This window comes from Bifidobacterium sp. MSK.13.1 (assembly GCF_019131435.1).
GTDB lineage: Bacteria > Actinomycetota > Actinomycetes > Actinomycetales > Bifidobacteriaceae > Bifidobacterium > Bifidobacterium pseudocatenulatum.
The window spans coordinates 601,796-623,723 of sequence record NZ_JAHOMM010000001.1 but is presented as its reverse complement, the minus strand read 5'-3'; the positions used below and the strand labels follow the sequence as shown (position 1 = coordinate 623,723).

The 21,928-nt window shown below is 56.1% G+C and carries 17 protein-coding genes; 8 read left to right on the top strand and 9 right to left on the bottom strand.

Annotated features, from left to right (window positions below):
• Nucleotides 1-45 precede the first annotated feature (45 nt).
• The 5 genes from KSY55_RS02560 to KSY55_RS02545 form a co-directional block, all read right to left on the bottom strand.
• Nucleotides 46-1,368, bottom strand: coding sequence for a hemolysin family protein (locus tag KSY55_RS02560; RefSeq protein WP_065434980.1), 1,323 nt, complete (start codon nt 1,366-1,368; stop codon nt 46-48).
• Nucleotides 1,369-1,517: 149 nt separating this feature from the next.
• Entirely contained in the window at nt 1,518-2,213 is a 696-nt protein-coding gene (locus KSY55_RS02555) for a carbonic anhydrase (RefSeq protein ID WP_055062888.1), read from the bottom strand.
• 384 nt (nt 2,214-2,597) lie between these two features.
• A complete protein-coding gene (locus KSY55_RS09235) occupies nt 2,598-2,798 on the bottom strand; it encodes a DUF6199 family natural product biosynthesis protein (protein WP_034879698.1) in 201 nt (66 codons plus the stop codon).
• 8 nt (nt 2,799-2,806) lie between these two features.
• Nucleotides 2,807-3,094: a hypothetical protein gene (locus tag KSY55_RS02550; RefSeq protein WP_129902013.1), complete on the bottom strand. Its 288-nt coding sequence runs from the start codon at nt 3,092-3,094 to the stop codon at nt 2,807-2,809.
• Between the two features lie 1,081 nt (nt 3,095-4,175).
• Nucleotides 4,176-6,932, bottom strand: coding sequence for a phosphoenolpyruvate carboxylase (locus KSY55_RS02545; protein WP_004222809.1), 2,757 nt, complete (start codon nt 6,930-6,932; stop codon nt 4,176-4,178).
• 361 nt (nt 6,933-7,293) lie between these two features.
• Between KSY55_RS02545 and KSY55_RS02540 the strand changes: the two genes are divergently transcribed.
• Nucleotides 7,294-9,033 (top strand): threonine/serine exporter ThrE family protein, encoded by a 1,740-nt coding sequence (locus KSY55_RS02540; RefSeq protein ID WP_226559635.1) that lies wholly within the window; start codon nt 7,294-7,296, stop codon nt 9,031-9,033.
• Nucleotides 9,034-9,211: 178 nt separating this feature from the next.
• Nucleotides 9,212-10,840, top strand: a complete 1,629-nt coding sequence (locus tag KSY55_RS02535; protein ID WP_065434978.1) for a sodium/proline symporter — start codon at nt 9,212-9,214, stop codon at nt 10,838-10,840.
• 120 nt (nt 10,841-10,960) lie between these two features.
• Here KSY55_RS02535 and trpS read toward each other — a convergent pair whose 3' ends face one another.
• The gene (trpS, locus tag KSY55_RS02530) at nt 10,961-12,061 is read right to left on the bottom strand and encodes a tryptophan--tRNA ligase (protein ID WP_033501562.1); all 1,101 of its coding nucleotides are present in this window, start codon (nt 12,059-12,061) and stop codon (nt 10,961-10,963) included.
• Nucleotides 12,062-12,188: 127 nt separating this feature from the next.
• On the opposite strand from trpS, the gene KSY55_RS02525 reads away from it, so the two are divergent.
• Nucleotides 12,189-12,569, top strand: coding sequence for a DUF3073 domain-containing protein (locus KSY55_RS02525; RefSeq protein ID WP_004222827.1), 381 nt, complete (start codon nt 12,189-12,191; stop codon nt 12,567-12,569).
• A 111-nt stretch (nt 12,570-12,680) separates the two neighbouring features.
• On the opposite strand, the gene KSY55_RS02520 is transcribed toward KSY55_RS02525, so the two are convergent.
• Complete coding sequence (locus tag KSY55_RS02520; RefSeq protein WP_004222830.1) at nt 12,681-13,118, bottom strand: sterol carrier family protein; 438 nt, start codon at nt 13,116-13,118, stop codon at nt 12,681-12,683.
• A 354-nt stretch (nt 13,119-13,472) separates the two neighbouring features.
• Between KSY55_RS02520 and KSY55_RS02515 the strand changes: the two genes are divergently transcribed.
• Nucleotides 13,473-15,917, top strand: coding sequence for a glycogen/starch/alpha-glucan phosphorylase (locus KSY55_RS02515; protein WP_065434975.1), 2,445 nt, complete (start codon nt 13,473-13,475; stop codon nt 15,915-15,917).
• Between the two features lie 263 nt (nt 15,918-16,180).
• Here KSY55_RS02515 and KSY55_RS02510 read toward each other — a convergent pair whose 3' ends face one another.
• The gene (locus KSY55_RS02510) at nt 16,181-16,402 is read right to left on the bottom strand and encodes a hypothetical protein (protein ID WP_065434974.1); all 222 of its coding nucleotides are present in this window, start codon (nt 16,400-16,402) and stop codon (nt 16,181-16,183) included.
• A 186-nt stretch (nt 16,403-16,588) separates the two neighbouring features.
• On the opposite strand from KSY55_RS02510, the gene KSY55_RS02505 reads away from it, so the two are divergent.
• Both KSY55_RS02505 and KSY55_RS02500 read left to right on the top strand, forming a co-directional pair.
• Nucleotides 16,589-17,383 (top strand): rhomboid family intramembrane serine protease, encoded by a 795-nt coding sequence (locus tag KSY55_RS02505; protein WP_065434973.1) that lies wholly within the window; start codon nt 16,589-16,591, stop codon nt 17,381-17,383.
• A 378-nt stretch (nt 17,384-17,761) separates the two neighbouring features.
• On the top strand, nt 17,762-19,177 hold the full coding sequence (locus KSY55_RS02500) for a class I SAM-dependent methyltransferase (RefSeq protein WP_065434972.1): 1,416 nt from the start codon (nt 17,762-17,764) through the stop codon (nt 19,175-19,177).
• Nucleotides 19,178-19,372: 195 nt separating this feature from the next.
• Here KSY55_RS02500 and crgA read toward each other — a convergent pair whose 3' ends face one another.
• On the bottom strand, nt 19,373-19,867 hold the full coding sequence (gene crgA, locus KSY55_RS02495; protein WP_072043183.1) for a cell division protein CrgA: 495 nt from the start codon (nt 19,865-19,867) through the stop codon (nt 19,373-19,375).
• A gap of 116 nt (nt 19,868-19,983) precedes the next feature.
• Here crgA and KSY55_RS02490 point away from each other — a divergent pair, with 116 nt between their 5' ends.
• Both KSY55_RS02490 and KSY55_RS02485 read left to right on the top strand, forming a co-directional pair.
• Nucleotides 19,984-20,787, top strand: a complete 804-nt coding sequence (locus tag KSY55_RS02490; RefSeq protein ID WP_022245029.1) for a DUF881 domain-containing protein — start codon at nt 19,984-19,986, stop codon at nt 20,785-20,787.
• 3 nt (nt 20,788-20,790) lie between these two features.
• Nucleotides 20,791-21,882: a class E sortase gene (locus KSY55_RS02485; RefSeq protein ID WP_065434971.1), complete on the top strand. Its 1,092-nt coding sequence runs from the start codon at nt 20,791-20,793 to the stop codon at nt 21,880-21,882.
• The last annotated feature ends 46 nt before the right edge of the window (nt 21,883-21,928 follow it).

Sequence of the window (21,928 nt, the reverse complement as noted above, 5' to 3'; positions counted from 1 at the left end):
CGCAAGTCTGTTTTATTTTCGTTTTATTTCCGTTTTATTTTCGTTTTATTTCGTAGCTTTCGCAGCATCGCTGTCAACAGTATGCTTGCGGATTTCCAACGTTTCGATACGACGGCCATCCACTTGCGTGACGGTCATGTCATAACCGTCGTCGGAAGGCAGCACGTCGCCGATTTCGCCCATCTTTCCAGTATGCGCCAGGAAATAGCCGGCAACCGTCTCGTACGGACCGTCTTCCAGCTCAATACCGGTCAAATCGGCGAAATCCTCAATCGTCATGCCGCCTTCGATCGTGGCGACGCCATTGACGAAAGCGGCGCGTTCCGTGCGTTCGCCACCCTTTTCCTCCGGCAGGTCGTATTCGTCGCGGATGTCGCCGACCAATTCCTCGGTCATATCTTCCAACGTGACGATGCCGTCGGTACCGCCATATTCGTCGATGACCACCGCCAGATGAATGCCGCGCTTACGTAGCAGCTCAAGGCTTGGCAGCAGTTTCGACGTGCCCGGCAGCGAAATGCCCTCGCGCGTCACGTCGGCAACCGTCTTCGCCTCGGGATCGCGAATGTCAAGCAGGTCGCGCACATGCACGAAACCAAGCACATCGTCGAAATCCTTGCCGGTCACCGGATAGCGGGAATACGGCATTTCTCTCACATATGCGGCCGCCTTCTCAATCGGCATATCGCCATCCAAAAAAACCACGTCGGCACGCGGGCGCATCACTTCGGCCACAATCGTTTCGGACGCGTCGAACACGTCGTCGAGAATCGTGCGTTCGTCCTTGCTCAAGTTCGTATTGGTGTTGACGAGTACGCGCAGCTCTTCGTCGGACACTTCGCTGTCGGTTTCGTTCGGGTCGAAACCAAGCAAGCGCACGATAATGTTCGTGTTCTTGCCGATCAGCCAAATAATCGGCTTGCACACCTTCGCAAACACATGAATCGCAGGTACCACGGCACGCGCGATCTGCTCGTTGCGTTGCATGGCGATACGCTTCGGCACCAACTCCGAAATCACGATCGAACAGTACGAAATGATCAACGTCAGCACAATGGTGGTCAGGGGAGCGGCCACACTCGTCGGCACGCCCCAACTTTCAACGATCGGCACAATATAAGGCGAAATCGACGATTCGCCGAACGATGCGGAAAGGAAACCGCTCAACGTCACGCCGATCTGCACGGTCGACAAAAACGTGTTCGGATCTCGCGCGATCTGTGCGACGCGCTTTCCGCGGGCATCCTCCTGTTCCATCTGGTCGATCTGCGATCCACGCAGGCTGACCAACGCCAGTTCGGTGCCGGCGAAAACCGATCCGAGCAACAGAAAAACGAAAATCAGGAGAATGTTCAAACCTAGAGACATGGTTCCACTCTATCGGGGCGGTATGTCAAAGTGTCTGTATCTCCTGATTTTCTTGGATTTTCTCAATTATTCTTAGATTGCTTAGCTTCGGATTGTTCTTTTTTGGATCTCTGTTTCGCAAATCTCCGTTTTCCGAATTGTAATCCGTTTCAGAAGCTAAGAACCTCGACTTTGCCGGAGTCCAGCTGGTACCTTGCGCCGACGATCATGAGTTTGTCGGATGCCAGCGCCTGCTGGATCGCTTCGGATTGTTCCACCAAGAGTTCGATGGTGCGCGCGATGTGCACGCGTTCGAAATCCTCGCTGGATTCCAATTCCGACTCGTGCGCCTGCCAGATTGAGAAACCGACGGTGCGCATCATGAGCGAATCCGAAGCGCAGATGCGTTCGTCGATGTCGGCAATGCTGTCGGCGGCCATCAGCGAATCCTCGGCATCGGCGGTCAGTTTGTGCAGTAACGCCTCGTAATCCTTGGAAGCTTGCTTGATCGCACCGCAATTCTGGTGGCCGAGCACCACCAGCAAACGTACGCCGAGCACGGTCACCGCGTATTCCAGGGATGCAAGCACGGCTTCGTCGATGATTTGACCGGCCGTGCGAACCGTGAACAGGTCGCCAAGACCGGAATCGAAAATAATATCCGGGCTTACCCGCGCGTCGGAGCAGCTCAGTACGGCCGCTTCCGGTGCGTGTGTGTCCACAAGTGCTGCGCGTGCTTCGGCGCCACGATTCGGATGTTCCGGTTTGCCTTCCGCAAACCTGCGATTGCCTGCCAGCATGCGGCTCCATGCGCCGCTTGCCGTACCTTCGACCTCGTTCTGGTCTACAAACAGTTCGTCTGCCATTGACTCCACCCCTCATTGTTCAGGCTAGCCAACATCATACGTTTTGGTCTGACCGTTCGCTGGGAAATAGAGCGATGTCTCGCTTATGTATGGCAGATTTCGTGTTCTGTCCGGTGATATTTCGCTTATGTATGGCAGTCCCAAAGGTGAAAAACCGGAAAAATGTACCCCCGAAGTGGGTTTTTCGCATGATGGTCTGCCATATATAAGCGAGAAGGCTCATGACAAGGCTCCGATTCTGCCATATATAAGGCAGATATAGGTATGAAAAAGGGTCCCCGATCGGCAGTGCGAACGGGGACCCTGAAAGAAACTGGCTACAATCAGCCGGTGTTCTGCAGGCCTGCTGCGACACCCGACACGGTGCACAGGATCAGGTAGGTGTTACTGCAGTCTGCAGAAGATGAAAAGAATAAGAGCTAAAACAAGAAAGGCGGCACCGCTTATTCTCATTAAGGATGTGTATAGATTGCTCGGATCTCCTTTTTGAGTCCAGAGGAAATTGCTTATTTTCCAGAGTTGCCTTGGAAAAATAAGCATACATAATCCTAGCAGGGCAAGTGCTGTGAGATATATGTACTGCACTGTTCTCCTTATTTTAGGTAGTCGGAGATGCAAGGGTATGGTCCTTGTTTATTTATTCCGTTGCTTGAATCTTTGAAGAAATCGATACTCTCAAATGTAATCCCTTTATATTGCTTCACGGTAATTACTTTAAAATGAAGGTTAATTCTGTCTTCTTTCTTGTACTTGTTGGTGATATTTCCATTAAATTTCCATTCAATATATTCGTTGTCTAATAAAAAGAAGAGTGATGTATTGTTTTCATCGAGCGTCCCATGTTCCGGTGCCATCGCTGCTTGATCTGGTGTATGAGACATACTGGTTTGTCCCTACTGTTTTATTGATAACCCTTTTGCCTGAGGTTGTGGACAAGGCTAGAACTATATTGGCTCCAAAATCGACGGGGTTAGCTCTATGCGCGTGCATTTCGAAACTGGTCACACGGCTGGAGACTTGAGGGCGCATATAGAATTCGCCCCCATTGGTGCCATTGTTGAAAACAATGGAAGGTGAAACCATATAGGTGGAATATTGATCATTTGAACTTTGCCCATCGAGATTGACTACCCGGTCGATGACGTTATTGGCGACAATCCATCCAACCTGCCACCAATTTACAGCAAAGGCTGGAGTGGTCATAACTGTGCATAGGCAAACTGAGATAATTGTGGAGATAAAAAACTCTTCTGGATTTCATAATTTCCTCCATGTGAAAATTTAATCTCAATCGACAATGATTAAGATATTAAGAGTATTCTAATGGAAAATGAGTAGGGGTGCACTTTAGGGTGTGATTTTCTAGTGAAAATAGCAAAGGTTCTCTCTCGTGGAAGTTACAAACGAGGGCTTCGCTATGTGTCTGTGTTTCAGGAGTCATGCAGTTGTTACTGAATCATGAGTGGATTGAGGATAAGTATGCTAGTGCTGCATGTTAGGCGCTGAACAAAAACCTTCGAGTGCGGCGTCTTCCGTCAAGAACACAACTCGTTCAGAAATACACCCAATATGGTCAAACAGTAAGACAGCGCTATGATGCGAACAATCTTCTTCCAAGACAGTTTGTCATGAAGGAAAGCCGTAACCAAAAGGGTTGTCATTGGGGTTATAAGCAGGACGAGGAAGAAATAGAGAAATGTGGACTAGGCTCAATCTGCCGAGAATATAAGTCTGACCGAACCAGTTGTATAAGCCCACGATGGCTGTCGGTGTCGCGGCGTGGGTAAACGCGGACAGGCGCCGGGTTACGTCGGATGATTGGGAGTCTGTCGCTCGGCCTGCGTGCCTGTTTTGTGCGCTGTCGCCGGCCAGGCTAGGGCCGCGCGACGCGAACGGGGAGGCCCGCGCCGTTTATCGGCACGGAACCTCCCCGCTCGCTTTTGTCAGGCGGTCAGCCGAAGATCAGCCCGTGTTCTGCAGGCCTGCTGCGACACCGGACACGGTGCACAGGATCAGGTAGGTGTAGTTCTCCTTCTGTCCGTGCGTGAGCTCTTCCTTGTCCACGCGCTTGCGTAGCGAGCCGAGGGCGAGCACCTGGGTGGCGGACAGCGCATCCACGTACGGCGAGCGGATGCGGATGGCCTGGCCGAGCACGTGGCGGTGCTGCAGAGGCCACTTGTCGCCTACGATCTCGAGCACCCACTTGCGGGTGAGCTCCATCTCGTCGAGGACCTTCTTGTTGAGGTCCTCACGGTCTCCGAGGGCAAGGTACATCTTGGCGATGCGCTCGTCAGTCTTGGCCAGCGACATTTCGATGTTGTCGATGAACGTGGAGAACAGAGGCCATTCCTCATACGCTTGACGCAAGGTGTTCAAATCGCCGAACTGTTCGCACGCGGTGCCCAGGCCGTACCATGCGGCCAGATTGATGCGTGCCTGCGCCCAGGAGAAGATCCACGGAATGGTACGCAGATCGTCGAGGGACTTGGCTCCAAGGCCACGTTTGGCCGGACGGGAGCCGATCGGCAGCAGGCCGATTTCGGTCAGCGGCGTGACGGTGGAGAACCACGGTGCGAAGCCGTCGGTGTTCAGCAGGTCGAGGAAGCGGTTATGCGCGGCCTCGTCGAGCTTGTTGGCCATGTCGGCGTACTTGGCGGTCATGTCCGTATTGCGCTTCTCCACGCTTGGAGCGGACTGCAGCAGCGTTGCAGCCGCAACGGACTCGACGTGGCGGATGGCCAGTGCCGGGTTGCCGTAGCGTGCGAAGATGACCTCGCCCTGCTCAGTGAGCTTGAAGCGGCACTTTACGGAGCCGACCGGCTGTGCGAGTACGGCACGGTTAGCTGGGCCGCCGCCGCGGCCGACGGCACCACCGCGGCCATGGAACAGGGTCAGATCGATGTCATGCGATTCCGCCCACTTGGCGATGCGTTCCTGTGCGGAATGCAGGGCCAGGGTTGCGGAGGTCGGGCCAGCGTCCTTCGAGGAGTCGGAGTAGCCGAGCATGACTTCCATCTTGCCGCCGGTGGCCTTCAGACGAGCCTGGACCTCCGGAATCTTGATCATTTCCTCGAGTACGTCTACCGAATTCTGCAGATCCTCAAGCTGTTCGAACAGCGGGATCACGTCGATGGTTGGAACATCCTTGGGATGGGAGAACGCCAGACGGTTCAGCTCGTACACGTCCCTGATGTTTTGGGCGCTCTTGGTGAAGGAGATGATGTAACGACGGGCGGCCTTGATGCCGTTGCGCTTCTGGATGGAACCAAGGGCGCGGAAGGTGTCGAGCACCTCGTGGGTCATCGGCTGCAGTTCGCCACGCTCACCGTGCAGACCATGTTCGCGGATATCCTCCAGCGCTCGGGAATGCACGACGGAGTGCTGGCGGAACTCCATCTCGACCATATGGAAGCCAAAGGTCTCTGCCTGCCAGATGAGGTCCTGCAGCGGGCCGTAGGCGGAACGTTTGGCGTTGGCTTCGGCGAGGGAGCGCTGCACGACCTTCAGGTCGGCGATGTAATCCTCGCAGGAGTGGTACATGAGATCAGCATCGCGGTCGATGGTGGCCTTCAGACGATCGGCCATGACCAGCATGACGGCACGGTGCAGCTCCTTGGTGGAGATCAGTGCGGCCTTGTCGGTCAGACGCTCGCTCATTTCCTTCTGATGGTTCCACAGGCTCTTGAGCTCGGCACTCGGCGGAGTGGTCTCAGCTTCCATCGTCAGGTTCTTGCCAACGCGGCGGGTCTCGATTTGCAACGCGCCCAGCACGTGGTCGCTGAACTTGCGGGCCACCTGACGGCTCACCTTGGCGGTGACATTCGGGTTGCCGTCACGGTCGGAGCCGATCCAGCTTCCCGGGTGGAAGAACGCCGGGCATACCGGCGGCACGAGGCCAGCCTTATCTCCGAGGATCCAATCGTCGAAACGACGGTACACCTGTGGAATGGTATAGAACAACGTATTGTCGAAAATATCGAGAATGGTTTCAGATTCCTCAACCGGAGTCGGCTTCTTCAGTGCGATCGGAGAGGTGCGGAACAGCGCGTCAATCTCGTTGAAGAGTCGACGGGAGTTTTCCTTCTTGTCTGAACCGCCAAGCAGCTTGTGCGTTGCGAGCAGCTGGGAGATGCGACGGATTTTGCCTTCCACGGCTTTGCGGCGGGCTTCAGTCGGATGCGCGGTGAACACCGGATGGAACTCGAGCTGGTCGAGCAGTTCCTTGGCTTTGGCCGGACCCATTTCGTTAATGAGCTGGTGGTAGGCGCAGGTCATTTCGTTCACTGGGTCGACGGCTTGGGTGTCATCTACGGCGGCCTCACGGCTGTGCAGCACGGAGACACGGTAGTTCTCCTCGCATAGGTTGGCCAGATGGAAGTAGGTGGTGAAGGCGCGGGCCAGCAGTTGTGCCTCATGCACATCCGTTTTATCGATGATGTCGACGACCTTCTGCAGATCATCCTGATTCGGATTCGTATCCGTCAGAATGCCGGAGAAGCGTTCGGCGCTAGCGTTCAGTGCGTGTTCGCGCACTTCATCGAACTTGGCCAGCAGCTTTTCATCGAATTCGCCGAGCACCTCGCGAAGAATCTGCAAACACAGATCCATTTCCTCTTTGAGGGAAGCGGGAAGATCACGCTCCTCGGGGCCTTTGGTGCCGGTGCCGGACGAGACGATAGCTGCGTCGGCAGGCGTGATCTGTTCGTTTTCTATTGTCATCAGACCTCCTTCTCCAAACCATCGGGTTGCCCGGTCTGTCGGTCCTTCGCGGCACCTCCGCGATTGTTTTGGCCGTCTGTTGCGAGCCCACAGCCCTAAGTTCGGTCGGTAATGCACGACCATTGTATGCGCGGCAAATCGACAGTTTGGTTACGGAAATACCGGAAATGTCCGCATCGTGGTCCAGTGGTGTCCACAAGGTGAAATCGACGGAAATTTCGAAAATCCTCCGACCAGCCCACACGTTAGACCTGAACTTGTGAGCGCACAATACGAACATGAACATGAGACGAATTTCGATAGCGCGGAAAAAAGCGCTTCGGCCGTCAGCAAATTCCATACACACTCCATTCCGCTCGATATGGAAGATATCGAACGGGATTGGGACAAGCCGGTCGCTGAAGCGGGAATCGCAGCAAAAGCCAGCGTGATCGTACGCGTCGGCATGCTCGATCTCGGCGCGGGCACCGGAAGCTTCCGCGTACGCGAAATGATGCACCGCATCGCCTATCCGCTAGGCGTGCACGTGCGCGCCGACGTGAACCTCACCGACATCGAAGCCTCCTGCACCGACGGCAAAGACCGTATCACCGAAGTCGTCGACCTGCCAACCACCGGCGTCAACACGGAACGCATTTGGCTGCTCGAACACTTCGCTGACTGGTTCAACGTGAACCTCGGCAAAGGATCGATGTACCACAGCCAATCCGACGTGTCCGAAGGGCTTATGCAGCATCTCGACAAGCGTGATGCGTCGCAGGTGTCGGCTGACCTGTCGAAGCGTCTTCGCGAACGTCAGAAAGCCGAACAGAATCAGGAGGGATCTGACGATCCCGTGCTCGACGCGCTGGAAATGGTGACGGAACGTGCCGAAGTGACCGATACCACCGCGCAGCCGTTGCACTTGCGTGACATCGAAGCGGCAAGCGAGCAGCATAATCGCGGTGAACGTGAAGCCGAACGTGAAACCAAGCGTGAAACTGCCGGTACGGCCAACGTTACGTCAAGCGAAGCGACCACGAAAAAAGCGCGCAAAAATCGCAATCACAAGCCGCCAAAAGGTCAATACGCCGAGCATTTCGACCACGTCGGAAAAGAAGCGGACCAATCGCAAGGCATCACCGTTCGCCAAGCCCACGAACGACTCGACATGATCGAACGACGCAAGCCCCTGTATTCGCCGGCATTTGCGGGATTCGCCTCGGCCTGCGCCTGCGCATCCTTCGTGTTCCTGCTTGGCGGCGGTCCCTTCGACATGATTGGCGCGTTCATCGGCGCGGGACTTGGCCACTGGCTGCGCCGCCGCCTGTTCGCCCACCACCTCAACCAGTTCTTCGTGACATTCGTATGCGTGGCCGTCGCGGCACTCGCCTGTACGGGCACCCTGCGATTGATTGGTATTTTCGAGCCCGTCGCATTGCAGCATGATACGGCTTACATCGGTGCCATGCTGTTTGTGATTCCTGGATTCCCGCTGATTACGGGTGGACTTGATATGGCGAAAATTGATTTTCCGTCAGGCATTCAGCGCGTTGCGTACGTGTTGTGCATTATTTTGATGGCGACGCTCGCAGGCTGGATGGTCGCTTCGATCGTGCATTTGAATCCGGAAGGATTCGAGCCGTTGGGACTCAATCCGGTTGTCAATTGCCTGTTGCGTTTCGTGTTCGCATTCATCGGCGTCTGGGGCTTCTCCACCATGTTCAACTCGCCGCAGCGCATGTGCCTTGTCGCCGCCACCATTGGCGCCATTACTGACACCTTGCGTTTGGAAATCGTTGACATGGGCGTTCCCGCCGAAGCCGGCGCATTCATCGGCGCACTGCTCGCAGGCCTGCTTGCCTCCGCATGGCGTTCTGCGGTTCATCGCAGCTGGCTCGCCCCGCATCTCGGCTACCCGCGCATCTGCCTGACCGTGCCGTCCATCGTGATCATGGTTCCCGGTTTGTACATGTATCAAGCCATGTTCCACCTCGGCCAATTCGACACCTTGAACGCCCTCGACTGGGCTTTCCGCGCGTTCATGGTGATTATCTGTCTGCCGATCGGTCTAGCCATGGCTCGCGTTATCACCGATAAGTCTTGGAGATACGATATTTGATCCGTTTCGGCATTTGGGCGCGTAAATGAGATAAATGCGATTGTCGCAATGTTCGACCGGTACATTGGGACAATCGCATATTTTTTTCAGAAGAGATTCGAAAGAAATTCGTTTCGACAGAGATTTGAAGAAAGAGATTCGAAAGAAATTCGGCTAGCAATCTAAGAAGAGAGAATTCATGGTTACCAAAGATTTTTGGGTGCTGCTGGCGATGGTCATCTATTTTGTGGCCATGCTCACCATCGGCTTCATCTACTCCAAGCGGTCCAATTCCTCCACTCGTCAGTATTTCGCGGGTGGTCGAGGCGTTGGTCCATGGCTGACGGCATTGAGCGCCGAAGCCTCCGATATGAGCGGCTGGCTGCTCATGGGACTGCCGGGCGTCGCCTACTTCACCGGTGCCGCCGACCCGCTGTGGACGGCCCTCGGCCTGGCTCTCGGCACCTACCTCAACTGGAAGCTCGTCGCACGCCGTTTGCGCCGCTACTCCGTGGTGGCAGGTGACGCGATCACCATTCCGGACTTCTTCTCCAAACGATTCCATGACAAACGCAATATCGTCTCCACCATCGCGGCGCTGATCATCCTCGTATTTTTCTGTGTGTATGTCGGTAGCTGCTTCGTGACGGTCGGCAAACTTTTCTCGACCCTGTTCGGCTGGGACTACCACCTGACCATGGTGATCGGCGCTGCCATCGTGTTCGCCTACACCGTGATCGGAGGCTATCTTTCCGTGGTCGTGACCGACTTCATCCAAGGCTTGCTCATGTTCTTCGCGCTGGCAGTGGTGTTCATCGGTTCCGTCGCATCCGTCGGCGGCGTCGACAACACCGTCGCCTTCCTCAAAGGCATTCCAGGCTTCCTTGACGGCACGCAAATGGCCACGCCGATTCTGAACGATGCCGGCGAGCAGATTGTCAAGGCTGGCCAGGCCATGTTCGGCGCGCCTACCGAATACGGCGTGATCACCATGATTTCCATGCTTGCGTGGGGTCTTGGCTATTTCGGCATGCCGCAGGTGCTCGTGCGATTCCTGTCAATCCGCAGTTCCGAAGAGATCAAGAAGTCCCGTATCATCGCCACTACATGGTGTGTGGTGTCGCTGGCGTGCGGCGTGTGCATCGGTTTGGTTGGCCGTGCGATGATGCCGACGCAGTTCGTCACGCAGTCCGCTGCGGAGAACATTTTCATCGTGGTTTCGCAGGCGCTGCTGCCGAGCTTCATGTGCGGCATCGTGGTGTCGGGCATTTTCGCCGCGTCCATGAGTTCGTCGTCGTCATACCTGATTATCGGCGCTTCCGCGGTCGGTGAGAATATTTTCCGCGGATTGCTCTATCGCAAGGCCACCGATCGTCAGGTGATGATGGTTGCGCGCATCACATTGCTGGTTATGTTCATTTTCGGCATTGTGGTTGCGTTCGATCAGAATTCGTCGATTTTCCAGGTTGTTTCGTATGCATGGGCCGGTTTGGGCGCTTCGTTCGGTCCGCTGATGCTGTGTTCGCTGTATTGGCGTCGTACCAATAAATTCGGTGCGATTGCGGGCATGCTTTCCGGTACTGCGACCGTGCTGATCTGGCATAATTTCATCAAGCCGCTTGGTGGTGTCTTCGCTATTTACGAGCTGCTTCCGGCGTTCATCATCTCGCTGCTGTTCATTGTGGTGGTGTCGCTGCTGACTCCGGCTCCCGATGCTGAAGTGCTGCACGAGTTCGATCATTATCTTGATGATCCCGATGACCGCAAGGTGGATGACGATTTGGTCGCAGCGGAAATCGCTTCCGGCGAAAAGCGCGCGCAAATCTAATCAAACATAATGTGGCACGTGCCACTCAAACGCAACAAAGGCCGGATTGCGCAATACGCAATCCGGCCTTTGTCGATGCTGAAACGCTGTTTAAAGCGTGATTATGGCGTTTCTGGAGCTTTAGTAGCGCATGCCCATGGCTTCGCGCACCTGCTCCAACGTTTCGTTGGCGATGGCGTTGGCCTTCTTGTTGCCTTCGGCGAGCACGTCGCGCACGTAATCCATATCCTTGGCGAGTTCCTCGCGACGGGCGCGATGCGGCTCAAGGAAGCTGTTCACCGATTCGATCACATACGCCTTCAGCGCGCCCGCACCGGAATCGCCGATCTCCTCGGCGATCTCCTTCGGATCGCGACCGGTGACCAAACCGGCGGTCGTCAGCAGTGCGGAAACCTGCGGACGTGCGATCGGATCGAACGTGATGCGGCGCTCGGAATCGGTCGGACTCTTCTTGATGAGCTTGGCGGTCTCCTGCGCTGTGGCGCCCAACATGATGGAATTGCCGTACGACTTGCTCATCTTGCGGCCATCCAAGCCTGGAATCTCCGGCGCTTCAGACAGAATCGCGGCCGGCTCGGGGAACACCGGATGCTTCTTGGCGTAGCGTTCGTTGAAACGACGCGCGATGGTGCGCGTGATCTCGACATGCGGCAGGTTATCCTTGCCGATCGGCACCACATTGGCCTTGCAGAACAGAATGTCGCATGCCTGATGCACCGGATAAGTCAGCAGCAGGCCGGTCAGCGCATGGCCGGAAGCTTCCATTTCCGACTTCACCGTAGGATTGCGATGCAGTTCGGCCTCAGTCACCAATGACAGGAACGGCAGCATCAGCTGGTTCTCCGCAGGAACGGCGGAATGCGTGAAGATCATGGTCTTTTCCGGATCGATGCCGGCAGCCATGTAGTCAAGCACCAAATTGAGCACATTGTCTTCGATATGCTCGGTCGTGTCACGATCGGTGATCACCTGATAATCGGCGATGATGATATTCGAATTCACGCCGCGATTCTGCATGGCGACGCGCTCACGAATCGAACCAAAATAATGGCCGAGATGCAGACGTCCGGTCGGACGGTCGCCGGTAAGCATGGTGAACTTGCCCGGATTCTGTTCGATTGCGGCGAGCGTTGCGTCGGAACGCTTCTTCGCTGCGAGGAAGCTCGCGCTCATTTCATTGCCGACAGCGGTGATCTGCTGCTCCTGGGTTTCGTCCGTCATACGTGTCCTTTTCTTAAGAAAATCAGCGATTTTATCGTAAAAGTCTGAGCCGACAACGAAATATGGCACAGCAAGTGGTACTCTCTTGTTTGATGAATTGATAGCACAGTAATCCTCAGGGGGTCAGATGGGCCGCGGACGTCAGAAAGCCAAACAGCAGAAAATAGCCCGAAAGCTCAAGTACCTGACCACCGACACCGATTATGATGAGCTCGCCAAGGAGCTCGGTGCCCAGGAGCCTGGTTCGGGTTCTTTTGATCCTTTCGCCGATATCGAAGCAAAATATTCTCACGATGCGGACGCTGAAGATGAGATTTCTGAAGATGCTCAGGAGTCCGCGCAAACCGACGCCGAGGATGACCTCGACGAGTATGCAAAGTGGGCCGCAGAGGCGGCGGCGAAGGCCACGAGCGGAGAGTTCCCGGCAGCCAAGTCCGCCGCGCCGAAGCCACACAAGCCCATCCCGATGCCGATGCCCAGCGCACTGAAGCCGAAGAAGCAGGACTGATCGGCATATCAGGTACTTTGTGAAACCGCGATGCGGATATGCCTGCCAGGTGTATCCACATCGCGGTTTTGCTATGCGTTTTTGCGCCTGTGACGGTCTTCTCGCAGCCTGTCACACCAACGGCAGCAAGCTACTCAAATCGTCGCGTTCGCCAACGGCCGTGATGCGTCCTGCCTCCTTCTCCTCAGCCCAGCTGGTGATGCCCGTGGCGAGTCTCATCCACACGTCCGGTTCCAGTTCGATCACGTCCGGCGGTGTGAGATTATGCGGATCGGATGCCGGTCCGTCGAGAATCTTGATGGCACCCCACGGCGCGACACGAACTTCCACGCCCGCCCCGGGCGCTTTTTTCTCCAGCAGATGCAGCGAGTAGCGCACCGCCATCGCCCACAGCTGGCGTGGCAATCGTGGAGAGAATTCCAGACGGAAATCGCGGGCCGCGTCGGTATTTGCGGGAATATTGTCGGCGATCATGCGATGAGACGTTTGCAGCCATTGTGCAAATGCGTCATGCCCCTTATGCAGATCTTGTTCTCGAATAACAGCCATACGTGTTATTTTGCCGTTTGCGAGCGACTATGATGGGGTGTTGCAGACAACGTAGTCACAACTGAATAGGGGTGTGAAGAGAGGGAAAATACTTGCGATTCTTGACAGCGTTCGCAATGTTGTTGCATGTCGTTTGCATGTTGCTCGCAACGTTTTTGCAGCCGGTTTGCATTATTTCTGCAAACGAATGCTTGCTTGTAATTGCTTGAAATTTCATCTTTTTATGATTACGTAGTATGCTATGTATGAGAACGTATGCATGATGTTACTTAGTGTTCATGCGGCCGCTAATGCAAGGACGCTGGGGTAAGGCATAATGTTCCTGGAGAGCAATCCGTCAAAGGGAGTCGATTAATGACTGAAATTACCGCACCGAAGTCCGCGGTCACCGCGGAGCAGTTCGCAGACGAGATCCGCGAGCAGCTGAAGTACACCCAGGGCGTCACCGTCGAGCAGGCCAAGCCGGCCGACGTGTACGTCGCCGCGTCCGCCGCAGTGCGCCGCCACCTCATGGATTCCTGGTTCAAGACCCAGTCCGACATGGTCAACGGCAACACCAAGGCAGTCGGCTACCTGTCCGCAGAATTCCTGATGGGCAAGCAGCTGCGCAACGCGCTGCTCAACGCCGGTCTGACCGAGCAGTTCGACGCCGCGGTCAAGGAACTCGGCTTCTCCGTGCAGGACGTCGTCGACGCCGAGCACGAGCCGGGCCTCGGCAACGGTGGCCTCGGCCGTCTGGCCGCCTGCTTCATTGATTCGCTCGCCTCGCTGGGCGTGCCGGCATTCGGTTATGGCATTCAGTACAAGTACGGCATCTTCGAGCAGAAGTTCGATGAAAACGGCAAGCAGATCGAAACCCCGGACTACTGGCTGACCAATGAAGAGCCGTGGGGACACATCGATTACAACCGCGACCAGAAGGTTTCCTTCGGCGGCGAAGTCGTTGAGGAAGATGGCAAGAAGGTATGGAAGCCGGCTTGGTCCGTGCGTGCGGTGCCGGTCGACTACATGGTTCCGGGCTACGCCTCCGGCCGTGTGAACACCCTGCGTCTGTGGACCGCCAAGAGCTACGACGAGTTCGACCTGCTCACCTTCAACAAGTCCGAGTACCTTGACGCCGTCAAGCCTCAGGTTGAAGCTGAGAACATCTCCAAGATCCTGTATCCGGAAGATTCCACCCCGCAGGGCAAGGCACTGCGTCTCGAGCAGCAGTACTTCTTCGTGTCCGCCTCCATCCACGACGCCATCCGCGTCTTCTACCCGGGTCAGGACAAGCCGGATCTGACCACCTTCGCGGACAAGATCACCTTCCAGCTCAACGACACCCACCCGGTCATCGGCATTCCGGAGCTCATGCGCGTCCTCATGGACGAGTACGGCTACGATTGGGACACCGCCTGGACCGTCACCAACAAGACCTTCAACTACACCTGCCACACCCTGCTTCCGGAAGCCCTGGAAGTGTGGCCGTCCAAGCTCATCGGCGAACTCCTGCCGCGTCACCTCGAAATCATCGAGAAGATCCAGGACCAGTTCGCAGCCGAGCTCAAGGCCAAGGGCGTCGACGAAGCCACCATCAAGGACATGGCCATCTACACCGGCGACTCCGTGCGCATGGCCTACCTGGCCACCTACGGCGGCTCCCACGTCAACGGCGTTGCCGAGCTGCACTCCCAGCTGCTCAAGGACGTCACCCTGAAGAACTTCTCCGACGTGTATCCGGACAAGTTCACCAACGTGACCAACGGCGTGACCCCTCGCCGCTTCGTCAAGCTCGCCAACCCGCGTCTGTCCGACCTCATCACCGAAGGCCTCGGCACCGACAAGTGGGTGAGCGACCTCGAACTGCTCAAGGGCCTCGAACCGCTCGCAGCCGATGACGAATTCGTCAAGAAGTTCGCCGCCGTCAAGCAGGCCAACAAGGTTGACTTCTCCAACTACGCCAAGCGCGAATACGGCTTCGACATCGACCCGAACACCATGATCAACACCATGGTCAAGCGTCTGCACGAATACAAGCGTCAGGCACTGAAGATCCTCGCCGTGATCGCACGCTACGCCGACATCAAGTCCGGCAAGGTCGCCGCCGACGATGTCATGCCGCGCACCATCGTGTTCGGCGCCAAGGCCGCTCCGGGCTACTACCTCGCCAAGCAGACCATCCAGCTGATCAACAACGTCGCCCGCGTCATCAACAACGACCCGGATGTCAAGGGCAAGCTGAACGTCTACTTCCCGTGGAACTACAACGTGCGTCTCGCACAGCACCTCATCCCGGCAACCGACCTCGACGAGCAGATCTCCCAGGCCGGCAAGGAAGCCTCCGGTACCGGCAACATGAAGTTCGCTCTCAACGGCGCCATGACCGTCGGCACCCTCGACGGTGCCAACGTCGAAATCCGTGAGCGCGTCGGCGCTGAGAACTTCTTCCTCTTCGGCATGACCGTCGACGAGGTGGATGCCCTCTATGCCGAAGGCTACGATCCGAAGAAGTACTACGAGGCCGATCCTCGTCTCAAAGCCGCCATCGACATGGTCGCGGACGGCACCTTCTCCAACGGCGACAAGACCGTGTACGAAGACCTTGTCCACGATTGGCTCACCAAGGACTGGTTCATGACCCTCGCCGACTTCGGCGCCTACACCGCCATCCAGTCGGAAATCGAGGCCCTCTACGCCCAGCCGCTCGAATGGAACCGCAAGGCCCTCATCAACGTGGCGAACTCGGGCTACTTCAGCTCCGACCGCTCGATGGAGGATTACCTCGAGCGTATCTGGATGACCGGTCCGCTCAAGTAATGACGGGGCGTTATCTGCGTTGTGGAAGGCTTGACGTATCTTCGTACGCTTGCGCCTTCCACGCCTTGTGATACTGCGCTCGTCATTACTTTCGCTTCGCACGGGCCATATGTGACGTGAATTATCGCGTGATGTATGACTCGTAGCGTTAGATAGGGCGTGATGACGAAGGGACGATTCCGTTTTGGAATCGTCCCTTTTCGTTTTCCAGGGCAAAACAAAAAGCCCTGCGCGTGGGGCGCAGGGCTTGAAAGAAAGAGAAATCAGGCAGCTTCTGGGGTGGCGGGAGCGACCTCGGCTTCGCCATCCTCGGCTTCCTTGGTCAGGCCAAGATCGACAGGAGACGAGCTGTTCTCCCATGGCTCCTCCCACGGATCGTAATCCGGATTCTGCTGCTTGTACACATACAGACCGACGACACCGGCAAGCAAAGCTCCGAAGAGCAGTGCGAAGAACTTCCAACCGTTAGAAGACTTGTTCTCCATGACGGATCCTTTCCCAAATATCGGCGAACATTGGCTGACCTGCTCGTTCAAGCCAACTCTGTTCACTATATTAATTCCTTGAATGTGTTGATTGGGTGGATTTACGCGCCGGGGATTCACAAGAATGCAATCATTTGCAATGATTTCGCAGATTCGCGGATTCGCACGTTCCAGTAGGGTTGAAACATGGCTTATCAACGTTTCAGTCTGTTTCCCGATTCCCCGTCGTTCAAAGACTTCTTCTCTGCACGTTCCATGCGATACCGTTGGCGTAACGGCGATCCTGTGATCACCGTTACGATCATGGCGATATGCGTCGCGGTCTGGATTGTCGAAACACTATTGAAAATCGTCTGGCCGACCGGCTGCAACGCATTCGTCGGCTCAGGCGTATTCATGCCCGCGCTGGCGACTCACCGCCCATGGACCTTCATTACGTCAATGTTCCTGCACCAGCCGGCCTCCCTATGGCACATTCTTTTCAACATGCTGACCTTGTGGTGCGTCGGGCCTGTATTGGAACGCATGATGGGGCATCTGCCATATCTCGCGTTATACGTGCTGTCAGGACTCGGCGGAAGCGCCGGCATGATGGTCTGGGCACTGTTCTCGCAAGACGGTTGGCTGACATCCGCATACGGCGCTTCCGGCGCGCTATTCGGCCTGTTCGCGGCAATTCTGGTGGTATACCAGCGCATTGGCATCGACATTCGATCCATGCTGATCTGGATGCTCATCAACTTCCTGATGCCAATCATCACGCCGAACATCGCATGGCAGGCGCATGTCGGCGGATTCATCATCGGAGGAGTGTTCACCTGGCTGCTGGTTTCCGGTCTGCACGCGTTGCGCGGCAAAAGCCTGCAGCAGCGCACGCTGATGTACGGCGTAATCATGTTGGCCGTGATTATTGCGATTGTTGTCGCATGCAATATGAGCAATCCACTTCGCGCAAACCCCCTTCTTGGCATGTTCTTCTAGTTGGCAGGCAGGAGAAAAAACAGATTTGGGGAATTGCAGACACACACTTATCCACAAATGTGGATAAGTGTGTGGATAAGTGAGGGTTGAGCTGTGGGTAAGTCGGGGATAACTCGGTGCATTATCCACAAGGATATTCACAAAACGGTGGATTCCCCGGCTTTTCAACGGTGGAAAATGTGGATAACCCGACTGTGCATAGTGGAAAAATGGGGAAAAACACCATCCTATATATTGTGGACGGTCATAAAACTGCCTACAAGATATAGACGCTATCCACATTCGTCCACAATAATCCACGACTTATCCACATCGTGTGAAACCAGAAAATCCCCAGAATGACGACGAATCAACACAACGAAATCAGGTACGTCACCAATGACAATCATGAATGACGAGACGCGCGAATTCGTGGCGATGCATCGCAACGAGGATGTGCGCGAACTGGCGTTGAAGGCCAAACGTGTGGAAGGGCTCGACCTGCCGTTGGCGCTCGACCAGATTGCCGGATGGCAGATCGCACGCAAAAAACTGCCACAATGGGCCTCCTGCGAGGGAATCGTATACCCTCCGCACATTTCCATGGAACAGTGCTCATCGCAGTTCACAGCCCAATACAAGTCAGAAATCGCACAAACCCTGCTCGCGCCGGCCGCAACCGTGCGCGCCAGAGTGTCCGATTCTGGAGAATCGGACAACCAAACCACGAAAAGTGAGCCACAGTTGTCCGATTCTGCCGAATCGGTCATGCAAACGGCAAAAAGTGCGTTCCAGTTGTCCGATTCTCCAGAATCGGACACGCAAGAGATGAAAATGGGCGCGTGGATGTCCGATTCGCCAGAATCGGACACATTGGTGGCGAAAAGGGCGATGGTGGATCTGACGGGCGGGTTCGGCGTGGACTTCTCGTATCTGGCGCGCGGATTCAGCCAAGCCACTTATGTGGAACGGCAGCGGCATCTGTGCGATCTGGCCGAACACAATATGGCCGCACTGGGACTCGACCAGGCGCGCATCGTGTGCGGCGACGGCGTGGAATACCTCAGGCAGATGGGTCCGGTGGACTTCATCTACCTTGATCCGGCCCGCCGCGACGAGCATGGATCGCGCACTTACGCGATCGAGGATTGCACGCCGAACGTGTTCGAATTGCGTGACCTGTTGCTCGCCAAATCGCAGTACACGCTGGTCAAGCTTTCGCCGATGTTGGATTGGCGCAAGGCGGTCGCCGATTTCGACGGGGCCGTACGCGAAGTGCATATCGTGGCCACCGGCAACGAATGCAAGGAACTGTTGCTGGTATTGGGTCAGCAGGTGCATGAGGAACCATCCGCGCCGTGCGTGTTCTGCGTGAACGACAATCAGCGGATCGACTATGATTCCGCCGCATATACGCAGGGCCTGCGCATTGGCGGCAAACCGCTGCCGGAGGCGAAAAACTACTTGTATGAGCCGAATGCGTCGATTATGAAGGCCGGTTGCTTCGATCTGGTGGAGGAACGATTCGGTGTGACGCAGGTCGGTCCAAGCAGTCACCTTTTCGTGTCGGCAACGCCGGTTGCCGATTTTCCCGGCAGAGGATTCGCGATTGAAGCGATCGGCGGCATGAATAAAAAGGATATAAAACGACTGCTGAATGGCACGAAACAGGCCAATATCGCGGTACGTAACTTCCCGCTTACCGCACCGCAGCTACGCAAGAAATTGAAGCTTGCCGACGGTGGTCCGGTCTATCTGTTCGGCACTACCATGCAGGGCTGCGATCATGTGCTGCTGCGCACGTCGAAAATCTGAAAAACAAACCGGAATCGAAAAAAGAAACAGGCGAACCGGGATTGGCAAGGCAGTCGCGAAAGACCGCGTACGTTTGCGAAAGAGCGTGAAACCTACGAAAAGATTGCGAGATAATCGTAAAAGGGCATGTGAAAAGGGCGTCTGACCGCACGTTGTACAGACGCCCTCAAATCGCAGGAAAGGCGAAACTACGCTTTAGCGCCACCACATGGTCATGATGAATCCGATCATGATGATCGCGAATGCGATGGCCAGATTCCACGCGCCGATGTTCGGAATCGGGTAGTCGGAAGTCAGGTAGTAGACGACCGCCCAGATCAGACCGATGATCATCAGCGCGCAGAACAGCGGCACGAACCAGCGTGGATTGGACTTGGTGCCCTTGATGGTTTCCTCCACGCGGCGGGTGTTCTCCGCCTGACGGTTCATCATGCGCTGCATCTGCGGGCTCAGGGAGTCCTTATCGGCGGTAGCGTTCAGCACCGCTTCGACGCGATCCATCGGAATGTCGTGATCGTCATCGTCGTCGGAATCAGCGGATTCGTCAGAAGTGGAATCGACGGTGGTTTCCTCAGCGGCATCCTGAACGGTTTCGTTGCTCTCTTCAACGGCAGCGGTGTCGTCCGTGGACTGCAGATCGTTCTGATCGTCCGCGGTGGTTTCGTGCAGCTCTTCGTCAGCCATCAGCATAGTCTCCTTTAATAGGCTAAAAGTCATAATAGTGGGTAGACTCGAAAGCGGCGAACTCACAGCGCAAAACTGTTCATAATCAGAGCAAATGCTTAATGGGAATCAGGAAGGTCCGCATGGCGAAGCACACCGGCAAGCACACCGCGAAACGGTCGAAAGCGGCCGGAGTGGCGGCATTCCTTGTGCTCATGTTCTCCGGATTCCTGCTCGCCACGAATCTGCGCGTGAACCGTTCCGTCGTGGTGACCAACGACACCGCCGAACTCGTGGAACAACGCGTGAAAAAAGTCAACTCCCTGCAGACGGAAGTCGACGCGCTCAGCTCCCGCGTGAACGATCTGAGCAAAACCCTGAACAGCCAGGACGACGCCGACCAGCAAGACAGCGAAAGCGCCGGCAACGGCACCATGCTGCCCGCGGTGGAAGGCCCCGGACTCGTGGTGACGCTCGACGATTCGCCACTCTGGGAAAACATGGTCGATTCCAGCGGCTCCACCTCCAACATCAACGATTACGTGGTGCACCAGCAAGACGTCGAAGCCGTGGTGAACGCGCTTTGGGCGGGCGGCGCGGAATCCATGATGATCATGGACCAGCGTGTGCTGTTCAATTCCGCAGTGCGCTGTTCCGGCAACGTGCTGCTTTTGCAGGGCAAAAAGTATTCGCCGCCATTCACCATTTCCGCGATCGGCCCGGTCGAGACAATGAAAAAGGCGCTCGACAATTCGCAGGAAGTGACCATATACCGGCAGTACGTCAGCGCGTTCGGCTTGGGATGGCAGGTCGACGAAAAAGAAAAACTCCATTTCGACGCGACCGACGCATTGCAACAGCCGCTGCAATACGCGCAGGCGATGAACAACGAAACAGACGGATCGCAGCAAACGGACGAAACGCAGGAATCGCAAGAGGGGAAGTAACCGATGAAGCACGTGGCACCAAAACAGCGTCGCAAAAGCGTGGTCTGGACGATACTTGGCATCCTCGCCGAACTCATGCTGACCGCGGCGGCCGTCTGCGCGCTCTACATCGCATGGCAAATGTGGTGGACGGGCGTGCAGGCCGAACACAACCAAATCGAAACACGCCAATCCGTATCATGGTCCGACCCCGGCCAATCCGACAGCGTCACCATTGCGCAAGCGCAGGAAGGCGACCCGCCAGCGCAACCGCAAAGCGCACAGGAAGGCGAGCTCATCGCCCAGGTCTACATTCCGCGATTCGGCAGCCAATGGCAGCGCAACCTCGTTGAAGGCACCTCTCTCACCGAACTCAACAAGCACGGACTCGGCCACTACAAGGATTCGCAAATGCCTGGCCAAGTCGGCAATTTCGCCTTCGCAGGGCACCGCAACGGCTACGGACAGCCACTCGGCGACGTCGACAAACTGCAGGAAGGCGACCCGATCATCGTGCGCACGCAGGATTACTGGTACGTCTACCACTACACCAGCTACAAAATCGTGCTGCCGACCGACATCGAAGTGGTCGCCGCCAACCCCGAAAACCCCGGCGCGACGCCAACCAAACGCATGCTGACCATGACCACATGCGAACCGAAATACTCCACGCCGACACACCGCTGGATCAGCTACGCGGAATTCTCATACTGGGCGAAGGTGTCCGACGGCATCCCCCAGGAGCTCGCCTCCACCGACTCCAACGGCAAAGTCAAATTCGTCAACAACGAAAAATCGTCGATCGTCGCATCCGTCAGCTCACTCAAACCGTGGATTCTCGGCGCGCTCGCCGCATATGCGATCATCTTCCTTTCCGCGCTGGTGGCATGGCGTTGGCCGTATCTCGCCGACGTGCGCGCAGGACGCCGCGAAAAGCCGGAATTCAGCTTGTACTGCGGATTGATGCGATTGCAGCCGGGTGTGCTTCCGATTCGACTTGTGCTCATGGCGTTGCTGATTTTCGCGGCGGCCGCATCGTGCTTTGAATGGCTGTTCCCGTGGGCTGCGACGAATATTCCGGCATTGCAGGAAATGTCGAATTACACGGCCATATAAAGCTGTATTCAGGTGCCTTCCGGCGGTCTGCTGGCAGTTTTGCTGG

Coding starts and splice junctions, on each gene's coding strand:
- KSY55_RS02520 (WP_004222830.1), bottom strand. CDS start 13,118: ATGGCTGTTATTCGAGAACAAGATCTGCATAAGGGGCATGACGCATTT.
- KSY55_RS02485 (WP_065434971.1), top strand. CDS start 20,791: ATGAAGCACGTGGCACCAAAACAGCGTCGCAAAAGCGTGGTCTGGACG.
- KSY55_RS02560 (WP_065434980.1), bottom strand. CDS start 1,368: ATGTCTCTAGGTTTGAACATTCTCCTGATTTTCGTTTTTCTGTTGCTC.
- KSY55_RS02535 (WP_065434978.1), top strand. CDS start 9,212: ATGGTTACCAAAGATTTTTGGGTGCTGCTGGCGATGGTCATCTATTTT.
- KSY55_RS02505 (WP_065434973.1), top strand. CDS start 16,589: ATGGCTTATCAACGTTTCAGTCTGTTTCCCGATTCCCCGTCGTTCAAA.
- KSY55_RS02510 (WP_065434974.1), bottom strand. CDS start 16,402: ATGGAGAACAAGTCTTCTAACGGTTGGAAGTTCTTCGCACTGCTCTTC.
- KSY55_RS02540 (WP_226559635.1), top strand. CDS start 7,294: ATGGAAGATATCGAACGGGATTGGGACAAGCCGGTCGCTGAAGCGGGA.
- trpS (WP_033501562.1), bottom strand. CDS start 12,061: ATGACGGACGAAACCCAGGAGCAGCAGATCACCGCTGTCGGCAATGAA.
- KSY55_RS02490 (WP_022245029.1), top strand. CDS start 19,984: ATGGCGAAGCACACCGGCAAGCACACCGCGAAACGGTCGAAAGCGGCC.
- KSY55_RS02550 (WP_129902013.1), bottom strand. CDS start 3,094: ATGTCTCATACACCAGATCAAGCAGCGATGGCACCGGAACATGGGACG.
- crgA (WP_072043183.1), bottom strand. CDS start 19,867: ATGCTGATGGCTGACGAAGAGCTGCACGAAACCACCGCGGACGATCAG.
- KSY55_RS02555 (WP_055062888.1), bottom strand. CDS start 2,213: ATGGCAGACGAACTGTTTGTAGACCAGAACGAGGTCGAAGGTACGGCA.
- KSY55_RS02545 (WP_004222809.1), bottom strand. CDS start 6,932: ATGACAATAGAAAACGAACAGATCACGCCTGCCGACGCAGCTATCGTC.
- KSY55_RS02500 (WP_065434972.1), top strand. CDS start 17,762: ATGACAATCATGAATGACGAGACGCGCGAATTCGTGGCGATGCATCGC.
- KSY55_RS02515 (WP_065434975.1), top strand. CDS start 13,473: ATGACTGAAATTACCGCACCGAAGTCCGCGGTCACCGCGGAGCAGTTC.
- KSY55_RS02525 (WP_004222827.1), top strand. CDS start 12,189: ATGGGCCGCGGACGTCAGAAAGCCAAACAGCAGAAAATAGCCCGAAAG.